We start from the raw sequence: 15,784 nt of genomic DNA on the forward strand, positions 1-15,784 counted from the left end.
CCCCATATGAATATGTCTGCAAAATATGGTCCGAGCAGCCAAAACGGTTTATCAGAGAACCGCACCATCAAAACGAGGGACTAAACACCTAGGCAAACGAACAGGACCGAGGTGGGCATCGCGATTTCCATGCTTTCGATTACAAAACTCTGTGTTAGCCACGACGCCAACGCACGGGCAAGGGGCGCGTCTCGAAACCGGGAAGGGTGGGGCGGATGAATGATGCGGCAGCGCTGCTTGAAGCGCGCAAGGGCGAGGTCGGCGGGCCCTATGCCTGGTATGTGCTCGGCGTGCTGGTGCTCGTCTATGTCCTGAACTTCGTCGACCGGCAGATCATCTCCATCCTCGCGGAGGACATCAAGGCCGATCTCGGCGTCACCGATGCCGACATGGGCTTCCTCTACGGCACGGCGTTCGGCGTGTTTTATTCGCTGTTCGGCATCCCGCTCGGGCGGCTTGCGGACATGTGGTATCGGGGGCGCCTGATGACGATCGGGCTTTCGGTCTGGTCGGCGATGACGGCGCTTTCCGGCTTTGCGCAGAACTTCGGCCAGCTCGCCGCGGCGCGCATCGGCGTAGGCATCGGCGAAGCGACGGCGAGCCCGTGCGCGTTCTCGATGATCTCCGATTATTTCCCCAAGCACAAACGTGCCACCGCGCTCGCCATTTATTCGAGCGGACTTTATCTCGGCGGCGGTCTCTCGCTCTTCATCGGCGGCATTATCGTGCAGAGCTGGAACAACGCCTTTCCCGGCGGCGGGCCTTTGGGCCTCGTCGGCTGGCAGGCGGCGTTTCTTGCCGTGGGCCTTCCCGGTCTGCTGCTCGCGCTCTGGGTGATTACGCTTCGCGAGCCGCTGCGCGGCATGTCCGAGGGCATTTTGAGCCCGCCCGAGCCTTCGCCGTGGCCGAAATTCTTCACCGAGCTGTCGAGCGTCATCCCGCCCTTCACGCTCGTGCAGGCCGCGCGCACCGGCGGGCGCGCATTTGCCGTGAACGTCGCGGGCCTCATCGTCGTCGTGCTCGGCGCGCTGGGGATGATCGCGCTCACCGGCGACGCGCTGCAATGGGGCGCCATCGGCATCGGCTGCTATTCGGTGTTTTCGTGGTCGCAGTCGCTCAAGCGCCGCGATCCTCCGGCCTATCAGCTGATCTGGGGCACGCCGACGTTCCTTCTCTCCATCCTCGGGTTCGGATCGATCGCGTTCGTCACCTACGCCGTCAGCTTCTGGTCCGCGCCCTATGCGATCCGCACCTTCGGCGCTGATCCCGCCATCGTCGGGCTTATCATCGGCGGTGTCGGCGCGGGCGGCGGGTTCATCGGCGTGATTGCGGGCGGGCGCCTGGCGGACTGGGCGAAATCGCGCTGGCAGGCGGGCGACATCCTGGTCGCGTCGCTCGGCGTGCTGATCCCCGCGCCGCTGATGTTCATCGTCTACACGACGGAAAGCCTGACGACCTTTTACCTGGCGTTCATACCGATGGCGACGGTCAACAGCTGCTGGGTGGGGATTGCCGCCGCGACCAGCCAGAACCTCGTGCTGCCGCGCATGCGCGGCGCGGCGACCTCGACCTATTTTCTCGGCACCACGCTGGTCGGCCTCGGTCTCGGGCCGTATTTCGCGGGCAAGATGTCGCTCGTCAGCGGCAGCCTCGGCACGGGCATCCTGTCCTTGCTCGCAGCCGCGCCGGTCACGGTCGTCTGCCTCTGGTACGTCTGGCGCCGGCTTCCGCAGGCAGAGGCCACGCGCGTGGAGCGCGCCGCCGCCGCCGGGGAAGTCTTCGCCGCGAAAGCCTGACGCTTTATCCAGAATTGCGCGCGGATCGAAACGCGGTCACTCTCGGGCTGCGCGCAGGAATCGGGGGAGGTCATGATGCCGGGATACGACTATATCATCGTCGGTGCGGGTTCTGCGGGCTGCGTGCTCGCCAATCGCCTGTCGGCGGATCCGGCAACGCGCGTTCTTCTGGTCGAGGCGGGCGGCAAGGATGCCTCCTTCCTCATTCAGATGCCGGGCGGGCTTTCCAAGATCATTCCGCCCGAAAACGCGCACGTCACCAACTGGAGTTTCTGGACGGAACCGCAGAAAAATCTGGACGGCCGCCGTCTCTACTGGCCGCGCGGCCGCGTGCTCGGCGGCTCCTCGTCGATCAACGGCATGGTCTACATCCGCGGCCACGCCAGCGACTACGACCGCTGGGCGCAGATGGGCTGCACCGGCTGGGGGTGGGACGATATCCTCCCCTACTTCCGCCGCTCCGAAACGAGCGAGCGCGGCGCCGACGATTTCCACGGCGCGGACGGCCCCCTGCACACCGGGCGCCGCTGCCTGCCGAGCCCGCTCGTCGAAGCCTTCGTCACCGCCGCCGCCGAAGCGGGCCACCCCGTGACCGACGATTTCAACGGGCCGCAGTTCGAGGGCGCCGGGCGCTACGATTCCACGATCAAAAACGGCGAGCGCTGGTCTGCGGCGAAGGGGTATCTCAGGCCCGTCCTCGATCGCCCAAATCTCGATGTGCTCACCGACGTTCTCGTCGAGCGCGTGACGTTCGAGGGCCGCAGGGCCACCGGCATCGCCTACCGGAAAAACGGCAAGGCGGAGACGGCGAGCGCGCGCGAAACCATCGTCTGCGGCGGCGCCGTGAATTCGCCCCAGCTTCTGATGCTGTCGGGCATCGGCCCGGCCGCGCATCTCGCGGAGCACGGCATCGCCGTCGTGCACGATGCGCCCGACGTCGGCGGCAACCTGCAGGACCATCTCGACATCCTCGTGCAATGGGCCTGCACGCAGCCCGTCACGCTCAACAGCAACGCGAGTCTTCACAACAAGCTGCTCGCGCTCGGCAAATGGATGCTGCGGCGGGACGGATCGGGCTCCTACATGCCCACCCCGGCCGGCGCGTTCCTCTCCACCCGTTCCGGGCTTGCCGCGCCCGACATCCAGATCCACTTCATGCCCGTGCTCGGCGAGCCCCACGGGCGCGGCAAGCTCGGCCGCCGCCACGGCTATGCGATGCACATGTGCCAGCTTCGTCCCGAAAGCCGCGGCACGATCCGCCTCAAGTCCGCAGACCCGGCCGCGCACGTGGCGATCGATCCCAATTATCTCTCGGCGCCCGGCGATCTGGAAACCATGCTCGCGGGCATCGAGATCGCGCGAAACATCGGCCGGATGCCTGCGTTCGCACCGTATCGTGAACAGGAAGTCTGGCCGGGTGAAGGCGTCACCGCGCGCGAGGATATCGTGAAGGCGCTGAAAGCGTGGGGCGAAACCATCTATCATCCGGTCGGCACCTGCCGCATGGGCGCAGATGAACGGTCGGTCGTCGATACGCGCCTCGCCGTGCGGGGTGTTTCGGGGCTTCGCGTCATCGACGCTTCGGTGATGCCGACGCTGATTTCCGGCAACACCAACGCGCCGGTGATCGCCATCGCCGAAAAGGCATCCGACATGATCCTCGCCGACGCAAAGCACGCGATCGCCGCATGATCGCGCGCTTTGAAATCCCTGTGGAGGGCGAAGAGGCGGAGTGGGCGCGGCGCCGCGTCGAAGCCTTCCGCTTCTTCGAAGAGCCCGAGGAGGCCGGCTGGCGCTACGGCGCAAACCGCGCCTATCTCGAACGCCTGCGCGATTACTGGCTGACCGGCTTCGATTGGCCCGGCGCAGTGGCCCGCCTCAACCGGCATCCGCACGTCCGCGTAGAGGTTCTGCCGGGTTTCCGCCTTCACTGCATCCACAAACGCTCGACGCGCCCCGATGCAAGGCCGCTGCTCATCGCGCACGGCTGGCCGGGATCGATCCTCGAATTCGATGCCATCATCGAACGCCTGGCGGAGCCGGAGGACGGCGCGCCCGCCTTCCATGTCGTGGCGCCGTCGCTGCCCGGCTATGCCTGGTCGGACAAGCCCAAATCACCGATCGGCCCGCGCGCCGTCGCCAGACTCTACGACGGCCTCATGGGCCTGCTCGGCTACGACAGCTTCATCTATCAGGGCGGCGACTGGGGCAGCGTGATCGGCGGCTGGATGGGCCTCGATTCCGCGCGCGTAACCGCCGTTCACCTGAACGGCTTCGGCCTGCGCCCGGCAAACATGCAGCCCGAGACGCAGGAAGAGGAACTCTGGGTGAAATGGGCGCTGCAGATCCGCGCCACCGAAACCGCCTATCTGCAGCTTCAGGCGACCAAACCGCAGAGCCTTGCGTATGCGATGATGGATTCGCCGATGGGCGTCGCGGCCTGGCTTGCCGAAAAATTCTGCGGCTGGAGCGATGCGGGCACGCACAACCCGGAGCCGCCGTTCAGCATGGATCAGATGCTTACCAACATCATGATCTATCTGACGACGCGCAGCTTCCACACCGCCACCTGGATTTATCGCGGCCTGTTCGATGAAGGCGGTTTCACGATTCCCGACGGCCGCCGCATCGCGGTGCCGACAGGCGTCGCCGCCTTCCCGCACGACCTGCTCGCCTTCCCGCCCAGAGCGATGGCGGAGCGCGGCTACAACATCGTTCACTGGACGAAAATGCCGCGCGGCGGCCACTTCGCCAGCCTCGAAGAACCCGAACTCTTCCTCGCCGACCTCAGAAAATTCGTCGCCGCTCTGTGAATCCTCTCCCGCAAGCGGGAGAGGATACGAAGCCTTGGGCCAAAGGCCCTAGGCGAAGTTGGTGAGGGAAGCCTTGCGCACCCGCTCGGAAATCGAAACCCCGATGCGGTCGCCGATCAGCACGATCTCGCCGCGCGCGATCAGTTCGTCGTTGGCATAGATCCAGACCGGATCGTCGCGGCGCGCATCGAGATCGATCACGGCGCCGCGCCCCATCTTCAAAAGCTGGCGGATCGGCATCTGTGTGCTGCCGATGACGACCGAAATCTCGATCTTGATCCTTTCGATAACGTCCATGACCGCCTATCTGCATTTCGGATTCGAGCGAACATGCGCTCAAGATGGTTAGATTGGGGTAAAGAGATGCCCGAATGGCGGGTGGAACGCGGCCTTGCCGATTATGCCGAAGCGCTCGCGGCAATGGAGCGGCGCGCGGCCGATATTCGGGCAGGCGAGGCGGACGAACTGATCTGGCTCGTCGAGCATCCGCCGGTCTACACGGCAGGGACGAGCGCGGACGCTGCGGAACTGCTCGCCCCCACGCGCTTCCCGGTCTTTTCCACGGGCCGCGGCGGCCGCTACACCTATCACGGCCCCGGGCAGCGCGTCGGCTATCTGATGCTCGATCTGGAACGGCGCGGCCGCGATCTCAGGGGTTTCATCTGTTCAGTGGAACGCTGGCTGATCGCGGCGCTCGGCGATTTCGGCGTTTCCGCCCGCGCGGTGCCGGGCCGTGTCGGCGTGTGGACGGATACGCCTGCGGGCGAGGCCAAGATCGGCGCGATCGGCGTGCGCGTGCGCCGCTGGGTCAGCTTCCACGGTTTTTCGCTGAACGTCGCGCCCGATCTCGATCACTTCTCGGGTATCGTCCCTTGCGGCCTTGCCGAATATCCCGTCACCAGCCTCGCGGCGCTCAGGATCGATGCGTCGATGGCCGACGCGGACGCCGCACTGCGGCGGCACTGCCCTTTTTTGTAAGCCGCCTGTAGCGGATCAGGCCGCGCGCCGCGCGCTATCGTCCATGCGCGCCGGGCGCGGCTTTCCGAACAGGAAGCCCTGCCCCAGTTCGACGCCCGAACGGCGCACCGAGAGCGCGTGCTGTTCGGTTTCGACATGCGTTGCGATCACCTGCGTGCCGCCACGTGCCAGCGCCTTCAAGACGTTCGGGTCGGCGTCCGCGAGCATGGCCGCCTCCATCTTCAGGAAGCCGGGGCGACGGAAAATGCCTTGCAGGCGCGCGATATCGCCGAGCGCCACATTGTCGACCGAGAACGCGAAGCCCATCGCCTCGACACCGCGCAGGTCGGCGACGGCTTCGGCGCTGAGCGCGGTGGCGGTCGCCGCGTCGATTTCGAACACGATCCGGGGTGACAGCGCCTTCTGCGCCCGCGCGAAACCGGCAAGCGACGCGCGGAAGGCGGCGCTTTGCAGCGAGTCACCCGAAAGGTTGCAGAACAGGCGCGTTTCCATGTGCCGGTCGCCGATGCGGTGGCAAAGGCCGACGATGCTCGATAGCTGTCTCGTGTCGAGTTCGGCGGCGCGCCCGGACGCCCGCGCGACGGGCAGGAATTCAGCCGGCATCATCAGCGTGCCCGTCCGCGACCGGAGCCGTGTGAGCGCCTCGTAATGCAGCACGCGGCGATCCGAAATGCCGACGATCGGCTGCAGGTGCAGTTCGATCTGCGCGTCGCTGATCGGGTCGCCCTCCGGCGCGTCTGTGCGGCCGCTTTCGATCTCCGGCTCCGCCTGCCGTCCGCAGCGCGCGCTGACGTGGGCTGCGAACTGCAACAGGTTGTTTGCCGTCTCCAGGGAGACGTCGGGCTTTTCGATGATCGGCGGCGCTGGTTCGGCGGCCGGACGACGGGCCTCAAGACCTGCCACGCGCGCGCTGAGCGCGGCGACTTCGGCCTTGTGATACGCCGTCGCTGCGAAGGCGCGGCGCGCCAGCCGATGCGTGCTGAAAAGCACGTCGGCGACGGCGAAGCATACCCCGGCGGCGATCGCGGCCGTTGCCGCGACGGCGCCGGTTACGGCCCACAGCGCAGGTCCGGCCAGTGAAAGCGCTGCGGCACCCGCCGCATAACACGCAAGCCGCAGCGGCAATCCGTCATGCGCAGACATTCTGATCCCTCGTGAGATGTTCATGGTTCGCAGAGTGGCGATCTCGGGTGTAAAAATGGTTAACGCGCCGTCAACCCGGAACGCGCCCGCGATCAACTCGCCTTGAGCCGGTGCGGGAATGCGGTTAGGCTACGAACGAAGCGGCAAAAATGCCGCAGCAACAAGAGAACACCGGGGTAAAACGATGGGAAGCATGTCGAAACGCACGATTATGGGGCTTACGGTGGTCATCGCCCTGGCCGCGGCAGGTTGCGGGAATAACGACGATGCCGGCACCGAAGGCGAAAAGGCGGCCGTGGAGGGCGCGCCTGATGCCTCGATGTCCGAACTCGGCGCCGATGCATCGACGGCGGATGCCATGTCCGTCGATGTGGCCGCGGGCGGCGTTGAACCGATGACCGATCCGGCCTTGGTGGATGTCGCGCCGATCCCGGATGCGGCTGCGCCTGAAGAGGCTCCCGCGCAGCAATAACGATCAGGCATCGGCCCGGGCGGCGATGTCTTCATGAGGGAGTATTTGCATGAGCCTTGCTGAAATCACCGAAAAGATGCGCAGCCGCGTTGGCGACAGCGCCGGTCTCGGGAAAAGCGTGAAGTTCGATTTCGGCGACGACGGCATCGTGCGCATCGATGATACCGGGTCGCCCGCAGTGGTCGACAATCAGGATCTTCCGGTCGATTGCACGGTGAAGGTTTCGATGTCCGACTTTCTCGATATCGTGGACGGCACGACCAATCCTCAGATGGCGTTCATGACCGGCAAGCTCAAGGTTGAAGGCGACATGTCCGTCGCCTTGCAGCTGGGCAAGGTGCTCGGCTGACACAGGAAACATGATGGTGAAGCGTATCCGGTCTGCCGCTCTCGCGCTGGGCGTCTGCCTTGCCGCCGCGCCCTCGGCGCATGCCGCCGTCGATCTCGGCGGTCCACCCGTTCGCGCCATGACAGCCGATGAAAGCGCGGCACATGCGATCTGGCTGTTGCGCGCGGGACTGAACGTCTCCGCGTTGCAGTGCCAGTTTTCGCCCTATCTGGGGACGGTCCGGAACTACAACCAGATGCTCAAGCAGCATCAGCCCGAGTTCCTGCGCGCGTATCAGACGCTGGAGAAACACTTCCGCCGCCTCGACGGCAAGGCCGGCGCGCGTGCGTTCGACAGCTTCACGACGCGTATCTACAACAGCTTCTCGGCGCTGGATGCGCAGCGCAGCTTCTGCGCCGCTGCGGGCGAGATCGGCCGGGAAACCCTGTCGTGGAGTCCGGGCAGCCTGAACGGCCGCGCCGTCACGGCGGTACAGCGTCTGCGCGCCGCGCTCATCGCGCCGCCGGATCCCTACCGGCAATATCAGCTGGGATACGTACCCGTTCCCAGGATCCCGGATCCCTGCATCGACAAACGCGGCAAGCCGATCAAACGCTGCAACGTCTGATTATCGTATAGACCCCAGAACAAAAAAGGGCCGCCTCTCAGAGGCGGCCCTTTCCGGTTGCGGGGCGGTGATTTTCACACCGCCCCGTATTCCGTCGAGCTTACATCGAAGCTCCGCCGAAGTTGATTTCCACGCGGCGGTTCTGCGGTTCACGCACACCGTCGGCGGTTTCAACGAGCAGGCGGGTTTCGCCGAAGGCTTCGGACACGACTGCCGTTTCCGGCACGCCCTGACCAACCAGGTACTGACGGACCGCGTCGGCACGGCGCTGCGAGAGACCGACGTTGTAGTCGGCCGGACCCGCGGCGTCGGCGTGACCGGCAAGCGTGACGCTGGCCTGGCCCGTGTCCTTGTAGGACTGCGCGGCGCGATTGAGGATATCCGCTGCATCCGTCGTGATGTCCGACTTGTCGAAGTCGAAGAACACGATGAACGGACCCGGCGTCGGAGGCGGCGGGGGCGGCGGAGGCGGCGGCGGAGGCGGCGGAGCCGGTTCCGCGACCGGAGGCGGCGGAGGCGGCGGCGCTTCCGCACCGAAGTTGAAGATCACGCTCGCGAGCAGCGAATGGCTGCGGAAACGACCGTCGTATTCGCTTCCGTCCACACCGACGAGATCCACCGAGGGTGCGTTGAAGAAGCGGTATTTCAAGCCGAGATCGACATTCTCGCTGATCGCGCGGCGAACACCGGCGATCACCTGCCAGGCAAAGCCCGTGTCGCTGTCGTCGGCAAAGGCAGCGCCGAGATCAGTGACCTGGTAGATGTCGGCCTTCACGCGAGCGATACCCGCGCCGCCGCCGACATAGCCGTTCCAGCCATCGTCGTCGCCGAAGTCGAGCAGACCGTTCACCATGAAGCTGAGAACGCTCGTGGTTCCGCCTGAATCAGAGAACGTACCCGTCGCAACACCGCCGCTGCCCGGAACCGAAACGCCGGAGAGCGTCGTCTTGTCGAGCGAGGCCTTCTTGAAGCCGAGCTCGAACTCTGTACGGAAACCGCCGAAATCGTATCCGACGATGCCGTCTACGTCATAACCCTTTTTGTGCTTCACGGTTATGCCGTTGCTCGTTTCGACAGCCTGTGGGCTTGTAACGTCGAAATCGATATTCTCGATGAGCAGCGCACCGCCCTCGATACCTGCATACCAGGCCTTGTCGCGCGCGAGCGCCGGGCCCGCAAGAGCGGTGCCGGCCAGCGCCATGACTACAGCGAGTCTACGCATTAAATTCCCCTTTTCTCAGTCTCCATGAACTGCCATGGAAGTCGCTTGAACGATTTATATCACGGAAGTTTCCCGCGCAATCGAATATAAGCGGGAAATGTTGCATAAATACCGCACATTGCAGCAGAATTTCGCGCCTTGCATGGCGTCATGACGTCAATAAACCCTGCGTGCGGAGATAGATCAACAGGCTTTCGATCACCGCGCGCGCCTCGGTGTCGATCACGCTTCCGCCCTCCGCCGCAGCGATCGAAACGGGCGCGGACCCCAGCATCGAGACGCCCGAGAGCCGCAGTCCCGCCACCGGAAAGTCGGCGTTCCACGCCCCCCCTCCGAACACCGCGACGATCGCTTCGTCCGCAATCCAGCACAGCATCCCTTCGGCCGGCGGCGCGATCGTCCAGGCGCCGTCCCAGTGCGCAAGGCCGCCCGCGTGTCCGGCCCATGCCCCTGTCGGCGTGTCCCCGATGATCCATGTCGCGTCCGCTGCGGGCAGTTCGGGCGGCGCCGAAAGCGCGCGGCTTTCCGCGCACAGATGAACCAGCCGGTCGAGCCCGTGGATCGCGGCGTTATGGGTGAGTTCCTTCTGGGCCTGCCCCGTGGCGATCAGCGGCAAACCCAGGCGCGCGGTCACAGTCATTCACATGGTTCCTATCGGTTCAGAATGAAATCGGCGGCAAACGGAGCGCCCGCGCCCACCGCAGCGCTCAGTTGGCGAACCTCGAGGCGCACAGTCGCCGGAAGCGTGCCGAACGCTGCGGTCTGTTCGCTCGCGGAGAGCGTCCAGCCCGCTTCGCTCACCTCGCCGGTCACGGCGTCGTCGCCGATGCTGCAGCGCACGGCATAACCCTCCCGCTCCTCGCCGAGCGGCGCATCCGCGCCGTCGATCCAGCCGAACCCGGCCCGGCTCCGCCGTATCCACGAGAACGCGACGGCCCCGTCGGCGAGCACGCGCGCCGCGCCGTGCACGGGGGAAAGCGGCAGCAGCGCGCGGCCCGCCACGCGGCAGACGGTCTGCGGGCTGTCGGCCGCGCTCGTGCCCGGCGGCACGAGGCGCACCGTCACGTCGGTGCCGATCGTGTCGGGGGAGAGATCGACGGGAAACAATGCGGGCGATTCCAGAAGGATGAAGCGTTCGCCCGGCGCATGCGCCGCGATCGCCGCTTCGCTTGCCTTTCGCGCGCGAAGCAGTCCCGAAAGCCGGAACCGTCGCGGCGCGATCGGCACCGCGCTGCGGAACTGGATCAATTCGTCGCCGACAAGCGCCAGATTCGCGCCCGCCAGCACGGAAAGCGCCGGCCGGCTTTCCAGCCACATCGCATCGGATATCAGCTCCACCTCCAGCGCGGACGCTTCATCCCACCGCGTCGGGTCCGCCGAAGGCAGCGCCGACAGCGCCGTCCCCATCGGTACCCCGCCGCTTGCCCCGCCGCTGGCCATGCCGACGCTCGACCAGCTCGCCCCGGCATCGCCGCTCAGCCATATCTCCGCGCGCCGCCAGCCGCTTCCCGTGCCGCCTGCGGCAATCCACAGTCGCGGCGCAGTCGGCACGTCGCCTGCGATCGGCGGCAATTCGAAGGCGTGGAAATGCGTTTCGCCCTGCGGCGCATCGGCGCCCGTTTCCGCGCGCCCGCCGTCTGCTGCGGCGTCCCCGGCGGCGCCTGACGTCACCGGCTCGGCCTCCAGCGCGATCGTCATCGCCTCGAACGCGGTGCGCCGGATTTCCCAGCGCCTGCCGTCGCGGTCGCGCAGCCTGTCGCCCGGCTGAAGCGAAAGCGCGCGGTAGCCCAGGCGGAACTCTGCGGTCTCGCGCCGCGCCCACAAACGCTGCAGCATGGTCTGCGCCGCGCCTTTCGCCGCACCTGCCGAAAACGCGACCGGAAGCGAGCCGTGATCTTCGCGTCCCGCCGCGCCCGGCCTGAACGCACGCTGCGTCCCGGCCTGGTAGTCGCGCGCGATATCCAGATACCCGAAGGTGACGGAGGCGGGCGCGTCCCCGCTCCGGCATGCGATCGAATAGCGGTTCTCGCCCTCCACCAGCCACGCGCCGTCCAGCACGATATCGGTTTCGACGCTGTCGTCATGCAGATGCACCCGCGTCCCGCCGAGCGCGCGCACATCGCCGAGTTCGCCGAGCGTCGCGACCCAGGTGGAAAGCGGCGCGTTCGTCGCTGCGGCGAAACCCGGCAGCGGTGTCGACAGGCCGCTGGTCGTGATCCTGACGCCTGCGGCCACGGCGAGATCGTCGAGGATCGCGGCCAGCGTCGGCGGCGCGGCGTCGGATATCACCTCGAACGACAGGTTGGGAATGCGGTTTGCAAAGTCGGCGAGCTGCAGATCCTCGAACACCGCATAGGCAAGCCCGCGATAGGCGGGCGCGTTCGCGGCGCCTTCGGCCGCGACGATCAGCGCGTCGGCGGCCTGCGTCTCGCTTCCGGTGTAGATGCGGATCGATCCTTCCGCGGTCATGTCCCCGGCCGCGCCGCGCAGCAGTTTGCCGTCGGCCCATATCCGCCCGATCCCCACGATCGGCCGCGCCGAAATCGCGACCGCGAACGACGCGGAATAGCTGTACGTCGTGGTCCGCCCGCCCGAACGCTTGCCGCCGCCCGAACGGTGCGCCGTCTCGGCAAGGCCGCGACTCCAGATCACGTTTCCGGCGGCCCGCGTGGTGCCGTAGAGCCGGGGATGCGGCACGCCGTAGGCGGAGCTTTGCACCGTCAGGTCGTCGAGGCGCGGGCCGCTGCGGCCTTTGGGCGCGAACAGCATCCCGTCGATCGCGCTTCCCGCGATCGCACCGATGCCGGCGCCGATGGGCCCGCCCACGATTGCGCCGATGGTCGTCAGAACGAGCGTCGCCATAGCCTCAAGTCTCCGGAAAGCGCCAGGCGGCGGGCGTCCATTCCGGCGGCAGCGGCGCCTCGACGACGCGGCCGAGGCCGAAATGGGCGTGAACGAACGTGTCGCCGCAGCAAACGGCGAGGTGATGCTGCGCGGGCGCGACCGCGATCAGCGCGAGATCGCCCGCCAGCGGCTTGCCGTCCCGGGGCAGGCAGCCCGCCCCGGCCAGCCCCGCCGCCAGCCGGTCCCGGTTGTCGGCCGAAAGGCAATAATCGTGCGGCACGCTCAACGAGAGCCCCGCGCCCTTCGCCGCCGCGATGGCGACCCCGATGCAGTCGAGCGCAAGACCCGGCACGCGTCCCTGCACGCGACAGCGCGTGCCGACGCACGCGCGCGCCGCGCGCGCGATATCGATGTGTCGCGAATGCCGGGGCATCACAGGCTCGGGTAGCGGATCACGGAATCGGTGCCGGGCACGTGCGGCTCGCCCCTGAAATTGTCCGTGTTCAGGAAGCGGTCCCGGCACGTCGAAAAGCGGCGGTCGCAGCCTTCGCGCAGTTCCACCGGATCGCCCGCCATCAACCCGGCCACGGCCTCGCGCAGATCGAAGGCGCCGCCTGCGGATGCGACGATCTCGAAATCCAGCCCCGCGTGCGGACCGGCGAGCGGCCGCAGCCGCCCATAGGCGAGCGCGCCATCCGGCAGGATGCGGTCGGTCTCGATATGCGCCCCCGTCGCCGCCGTCACGCGCGCGACGTGCGTCAGCGGCGCCAGCGCGACACCGCAGCGCGGGTCGCCGAGCCGCGCGCGGCATTCCGGCGTACAGAGCGCGATCGGGCTCCGGTCGAGGTCGGCGTGCGCGCTTTTCAGTTCCGCCTCGAAGCGGTCCTCGCGGCGCACGATGTCGCCGATCTCGCCGCTCGCGAGCAGCACCGCCGCCTCGGGCGCGCGCCAGTCGACCAGAAACAGCGCCGCAGCGGCGCGGTCGTAGCGGCCCGCCCCGATCTCGTCGGCGCGGATGCGCCCGCTGCCGAGCGCGCCCGTCACATCCATGCCGCCGCCCTCCACCGAATCGGCGTGGGCGAGCGCCGACGGCACCATTCCGGGCACCGGCGAGCAGATCATGCCGTCCACCGTCAGCGCGCGGTCGTGGGACGTGAAGCCCAGCGCCGCGCCGTCCGCGCGCTCGATCCGCCAGCAGAAGGCGAGGCTCGTCGTTTCCTGTTCGAGCGCTGCGGCGAGCGCCTCGGGTATGTCGCGCATCAGGCTTCCCGCACCTCGATGATCGGGGCCGAAGGGATATCGCCTGCGCGCCAGCCCTGCAGCGAGGCTTCGATACTGTCCTCGGCAAAGCGCACCGGCACGTCGAACAGGAAACCCGCCGTCACCGCCCCGGCGGGCGCGGTCTCGAACGTCACCGCTCCGCCTTCGAGCGACCAGCCTTCGGTCTGCTCCGCTCCGGCCACGGCGACGCGAACGCTCGCGGCATCGGGCCGCGTGATGCGCCGCGTCTCGCCTTCGCCGTAGTGCTTCACGAGCGGAAACACCGTCCGCACGCCGTCGCCCGCGCCCAGCATCTGGTCGATCGGCGAGGGCGTTCCCGTCATGCCGTTCGAGCTGAAATCGAAGGGGTCGCGAAACCGGAACGCGAACGCCCGCCCGCGCCGCGCGCGGAAGAATCCGATCAGCGCGGCAAGATCCTCCTCCGATCGCACCCCCGGCCCTGCGTCATAGCGCAGCCGCGCCTGCGCCCAGTCGCTGTTCCTCTGCTCGTACCCCGAAACGCTGGTCACGATCTGCGTCGAAAACAGCGGCCCGCCGCTTGCACCTTCGGCAAGCGCCAGCGGGAACGCCACGTCATGAAAGCCCAAGGCCGTATCCTCCTCGATCTCGAAAAACGTGAACCCGTCGCGCATCACCTGCGGGAAGGCCCACACGAAGGTTTCGGCGACGCGCTTCAGCGCATCTTCCGCCGCCGCCGCGATCGGCTGCCACAGGTGCCGGTCGGCGGCGCTCAGCACGAAGCCCGAAAAATAATGCTGCTCGGCGGGGGCGTAGCCGAGCGCATCGCTCACCGCCGTCCGCGCCCGCCGCATCCCGCCCGCATTGCCCTCGATCACGAAGTCATAGTCTTCGAGCTGCAGCACATCGAACGCCGGATACGCCCACGCGGCGGGCATGTTCACCGCCGCCAGCCAGTCCGCCTCCGCCCGCAGCACCTGCGGCGCATAGAACAGCAGCGCCACCTTGATGCCCGGCGCGGCATCCTTCACTGCGTCCCTCAGCGCCAGTGTCGAAGCCCCCAGCTTGCCGCCGAGCCACGCATGATACGCCGCCTGCGCCGTGCTCGGCGTTTCCGAAACGTCCGCCATCGCGGGCGGCGCGGCCAGCCCGGTCTCCGCCGCATACGCCGCCGTCGCCGCCGCATCGTGGAAGCACGGCGTCCGGTCCGCGCCGAACCCCGTCCACCACCACGGCTCGCCGATCTGGAACCAGGGCGCCTCGAATTCCGCGAACGCCTCGGCCACGCTCCGCAGCCAGGCCATCGCCGCCTCGTTTGCAGGCGACAGCAATGTCGAGGGCGGTTCCCACCCCGTCAGCGCGGGCGACCCGTCCCCGGCGCGCTGCTTCCAGTCCTCCGGCGCGTGCGCGTCGAACAGTTCGTAACTCAACGACAGGATGACCTGAAACCCCAGCGCCCCGGCGCGCGCGCAGAAATCCTGGTGCCATACCCGGCACGGCGCGTTCAGCGGATCGCCGCCCGCCACCACGAACCGCGCCCCGTCCCAGCCCAGCCGGAAATAATGGCTCATCCCGACATAGTGGTTGAACCAGTCCCGGTAGCCGAGCTTCAGCGCGTTTCCGAGCACGCGTTCGGGCGTCAGGGTGTAGCTGTCGTCATAGCCCCCCGCCATGCGCAGCCGGTGCGGCGGCAGGCATGCGTCGCCGATCTCCAGCACCGAAGACGCCCCGTCGCAGCGCACGTCCTCGATCCGCACCGTCGCCGTTCCCGGCGCGGCCAGCGGCACGTCCTCGCGCGTATATCCCTCCGGCACCACCGAGATGAACATCCGGTCGATGTCCCCCGCCCACACCGGGTCCGCCTCGCCCGGCAGCAGGAAGCCGCCGTCCATCGCGTCGAAATCGAGGGCAATCATCGCATCGTCGGCATCGCCCTCGGCATAGTTCCACAGCCGCACGTACCAGCTCTTCGGCGTCCCGGAAGCGTCCCGGCCTTCAATGGTCAGCGTCGGCCCGTCGAGATCGGGAAGCGTCCGGCAGTCCCCCTCCGATCGCCACCGGAACGACAGCCGCGTTCCCCGGTAATCGCGCCGCGTCTCATAGGCGATCAGCGGATGGTCCCAGCGGTCCGCGCTTTCCCAGATCAGCCCGACGAGGTCGCTTGCCGTATAGAATGCCGCGTCGATCCGCAGCGCGTCCGCCGCCGTCGTCACCACGCTGCCCATCGCGGGCCGCGCGAAATCCACGGTCCAGTAGCGCGCGTCGAACCGCTTCAGCCAGTCGCGCCGGATGCCGTCGCCGGGTTTCGCCAGCCAGTGCAT

At 67.4% G+C, this 15,784-nt stretch carries 15 protein-coding genes; 7 read left to right on the forward strand and 8 right to left on the reverse strand.

Going from position 1 to position 15,784, the window contains the following annotated elements:
* The first annotated feature begins 215 nt into the window (after positions 1-215).
* From GGQ98_RS16340 to GGQ98_RS16350, 3 genes are all read left to right on the forward strand, one after another.
* The gene (locus GGQ98_RS16340) at positions 216-1,796 is read left to right on the forward strand and encodes an MFS transporter (RefSeq protein WP_184071447.1); all 1,581 of its coding nucleotides are present in this window, start codon (positions 216-218) and stop codon (positions 1,794-1,796) included.
* A 75-nt stretch (positions 1,797-1,871) separates the two neighbouring features.
* Entirely contained in the window at positions 1,872-3,488 is a 1,617-nt protein-coding gene (locus GGQ98_RS16345; protein ID WP_184071449.1) for a GMC family oxidoreductase, read from the forward strand.
* On the forward strand, positions 3,485-4,609 hold the full coding sequence (locus tag GGQ98_RS16350; protein WP_184071451.1) for an epoxide hydrolase family protein: 1,125 nt from the start codon (positions 3,485-3,487) through the stop codon (positions 4,607-4,609). The genes GGQ98_RS16345 and GGQ98_RS16350 overlap by 4 nt, the downstream gene beginning before the upstream one ends.
* Before the next feature lie 48 nt (positions 4,610-4,657).
* On the opposite strand, the gene GGQ98_RS16355 is transcribed toward GGQ98_RS16350, so the two are convergent.
* Positions 4,658-4,906 (reverse strand): FliM/FliN family flagellar motor switch protein, encoded by a 249-nt coding sequence (locus GGQ98_RS16355; protein WP_184071453.1) that lies wholly within the window; start codon positions 4,904-4,906, stop codon positions 4,658-4,660.
* Positions 4,907-4,972: 66 nt separating this feature from the next.
* Here GGQ98_RS16355 and lipB point away from each other — a divergent pair, with 66 nt between their 5' ends.
* Positions 4,973-5,587, forward strand: coding sequence for a lipoyl(octanoyl) transferase LipB (gene lipB, locus GGQ98_RS16360; RefSeq protein ID WP_243451966.1), 615 nt, complete (start codon positions 4,973-4,975; stop codon positions 5,585-5,587).
* Between the two features lie 15 nt (positions 5,588-5,602).
* On the opposite strand, the gene GGQ98_RS16365 is transcribed toward lipB, so the two are convergent.
* On the reverse strand, positions 5,603-6,730 hold the full coding sequence (locus GGQ98_RS16365; protein WP_184071457.1) for an EAL domain-containing protein: 1,128 nt from the start codon (positions 6,728-6,730) through the stop codon (positions 5,603-5,605).
* Between the two features lie 193 nt (positions 6,731-6,923).
* Between GGQ98_RS16365 and GGQ98_RS16370 the strand changes: the two genes are divergently transcribed.
* The 3 genes from GGQ98_RS16370 to GGQ98_RS16380 are packed head-to-tail and all read left to right on the forward strand — an operon-like array spanning position 6,924 to position 8,158.
* On the forward strand, positions 6,924-7,202 hold the full coding sequence (locus GGQ98_RS16370) for a hypothetical protein (protein WP_184071458.1): 279 nt from the start codon (positions 6,924-6,926) through the stop codon (positions 7,200-7,202).
* 49 nt (positions 7,203-7,251) lie between these two features.
* On the forward strand, positions 7,252-7,551 hold the full coding sequence (locus GGQ98_RS16375) for an SCP2 sterol-binding domain-containing protein (RefSeq protein ID WP_184071460.1): 300 nt from the start codon (positions 7,252-7,254) through the stop codon (positions 7,549-7,551).
* Between the two features lie 13 nt (positions 7,552-7,564).
* Positions 7,565-8,158, forward strand: a complete 594-nt coding sequence (locus GGQ98_RS16380; RefSeq protein WP_184071462.1) for a hypothetical protein — start codon at positions 7,565-7,567, stop codon at positions 8,156-8,158.
* A gap of 100 nt (positions 8,159-8,258) precedes the next feature.
* On the opposite strand, the gene GGQ98_RS16385 is transcribed toward GGQ98_RS16380, so the two are convergent.
* The 6 genes from GGQ98_RS16385 to GGQ98_RS16410 form a co-directional block, all read right to left on the reverse strand.
* Entirely contained in the window at positions 8,259-9,380 is a 1,122-nt protein-coding gene (locus tag GGQ98_RS16385; protein ID WP_184071463.1) for an OmpA family protein, read from the reverse strand.
* A 148-nt stretch (positions 9,381-9,528) separates the two neighbouring features.
* Positions 9,529-10,020: a DUF2793 domain-containing protein gene (locus GGQ98_RS16390; RefSeq protein ID WP_184071465.1), complete on the reverse strand. Its 492-nt coding sequence runs from the start codon at positions 10,018-10,020 to the stop codon at positions 9,529-9,531.
* An 11-nt stretch (positions 10,021-10,031) separates the two neighbouring features.
* Positions 10,032-12,242, reverse strand: coding sequence for a phage tail protein (locus GGQ98_RS16395; RefSeq protein WP_184071467.1), 2,211 nt, complete (start codon positions 12,240-12,242; stop codon positions 10,032-10,034).
* A gap of 4 nt (positions 12,243-12,246) precedes the next feature.
* Positions 12,247-12,657 carry a peptidoglycan endopeptidase gene (locus GGQ98_RS16400; protein WP_184071469.1) on the reverse strand — a complete coding sequence of 137 codons (411 nt, stop codon included), beginning with the start codon at positions 12,655-12,657 and terminating at the stop codon, positions 12,247-12,249.
* Positions 12,657-13,484: a DUF2163 domain-containing protein gene (locus GGQ98_RS16405; protein ID WP_184071471.1), complete on the reverse strand. Its 828-nt coding sequence runs from the start codon at positions 13,482-13,484 to the stop codon at positions 12,657-12,659. Before GGQ98_RS16405 ends, GGQ98_RS16400 begins: the two co-directional genes overlap by 1 nt.
* Complete coding sequence (locus GGQ98_RS16410) at positions 13,484-15,784, reverse strand: DUF2460 domain-containing protein (protein WP_184071473.1); 2,301 nt, start codon at positions 15,782-15,784, stop codon at positions 13,484-13,486. Before GGQ98_RS16410 ends, GGQ98_RS16405 begins: the two co-directional genes overlap by 1 nt.

Source organism: Sphingosinicella soli (genome assembly GCF_014199685.1).
Taxonomy (GTDB): Bacteria; Pseudomonadota; Alphaproteobacteria; order Sphingomonadales; family Sphingomonadaceae; genus Sphingosinicella; species Sphingosinicella soli.

What these genes read in the sequence shown, in the direction of transcription:
- GGQ98_RS16340 (WP_184071447.1), top strand. Translation starts at nt 216, where the DNA reads ATGAATGATGCGGCAGCGCTGCTTGAAGCGCGCAAGGGCGAGGTCGGC.
- GGQ98_RS16345 (WP_184071449.1), top strand. Translation starts at nt 1,872, where the DNA reads ATGCCGGGATACGACTATATCATCGTCGGTGCGGGTTCTGCGGGCTGC.
- GGQ98_RS16350 (WP_184071451.1), top strand. Translation starts at nt 3,485, where the DNA reads ATGATCGCGCGCTTTGAAATCCCTGTGGAGGGCGAAGAGGCGGAGTGG.
- GGQ98_RS16355 (WP_184071453.1), bottom strand. Translation starts at nt 4,906, where the DNA reads ATGGACGTTATCGAAAGGATCAAGATCGAGATTTCGGTCGTCATCGGC.
- lipB (WP_243451966.1), top strand. Translation starts at nt 4,973, where the DNA reads ATGCCCGAATGGCGGGTGGAACGCGGCCTTGCCGATTATGCCGAAGCG.
- GGQ98_RS16365 (WP_184071457.1), bottom strand. Translation starts at nt 6,730, where the DNA reads ATGTCTGCGCATGACGGATTGCCGCTGCGGCTTGCGTGTTATGCGGCG.
- GGQ98_RS16370 (WP_184071458.1), top strand. Translation starts at nt 6,924, where the DNA reads ATGTCGAAACGCACGATTATGGGGCTTACGGTGGTCATCGCCCTGGCC.
- GGQ98_RS16375 (WP_184071460.1), top strand. Translation starts at nt 7,252, where the DNA reads ATGAGCCTTGCTGAAATCACCGAAAAGATGCGCAGCCGCGTTGGCGAC.
- GGQ98_RS16380 (WP_184071462.1), top strand. Translation starts at nt 7,565, where the DNA reads ATGGTGAAGCGTATCCGGTCTGCCGCTCTCGCGCTGGGCGTCTGCCTT.
- GGQ98_RS16385 (WP_184071463.1), bottom strand. Translation starts at nt 9,380, where the DNA reads ATGCGTAGACTCGCTGTAGTCATGGCGCTGGCCGGCACCGCTCTTGCG.
- GGQ98_RS16390 (WP_184071465.1), bottom strand. Translation starts at nt 10,020, where the DNA reads ATGACTGTGACCGCGCGCCTGGGTTTGCCGCTGATCGCCACGGGGCAG.
- GGQ98_RS16395 (WP_184071467.1), bottom strand. Translation starts at nt 12,242, where the DNA reads ATGGCGACGCTCGTTCTGACGACCATCGGCGCAATCGTGGGCGGGCCC.
- GGQ98_RS16400 (WP_184071469.1), bottom strand. Translation starts at nt 12,657, where the DNA reads ATGCCCCGGCATTCGCGACACATCGATATCGCGCGCGCGGCGCGCGCG.
- GGQ98_RS16405 (WP_184071471.1), bottom strand. Translation starts at nt 13,484, where the DNA reads ATGCGCGACATACCCGAGGCGCTCGCCGCAGCGCTCGAACAGGAAACG.
- GGQ98_RS16410 (WP_184071473.1), bottom strand. Translation starts at nt 15,784, where the DNA reads ATGCACTGGCTGGCGAAACCCGGCGACGGCATCCGGCGCGACTGGCTG.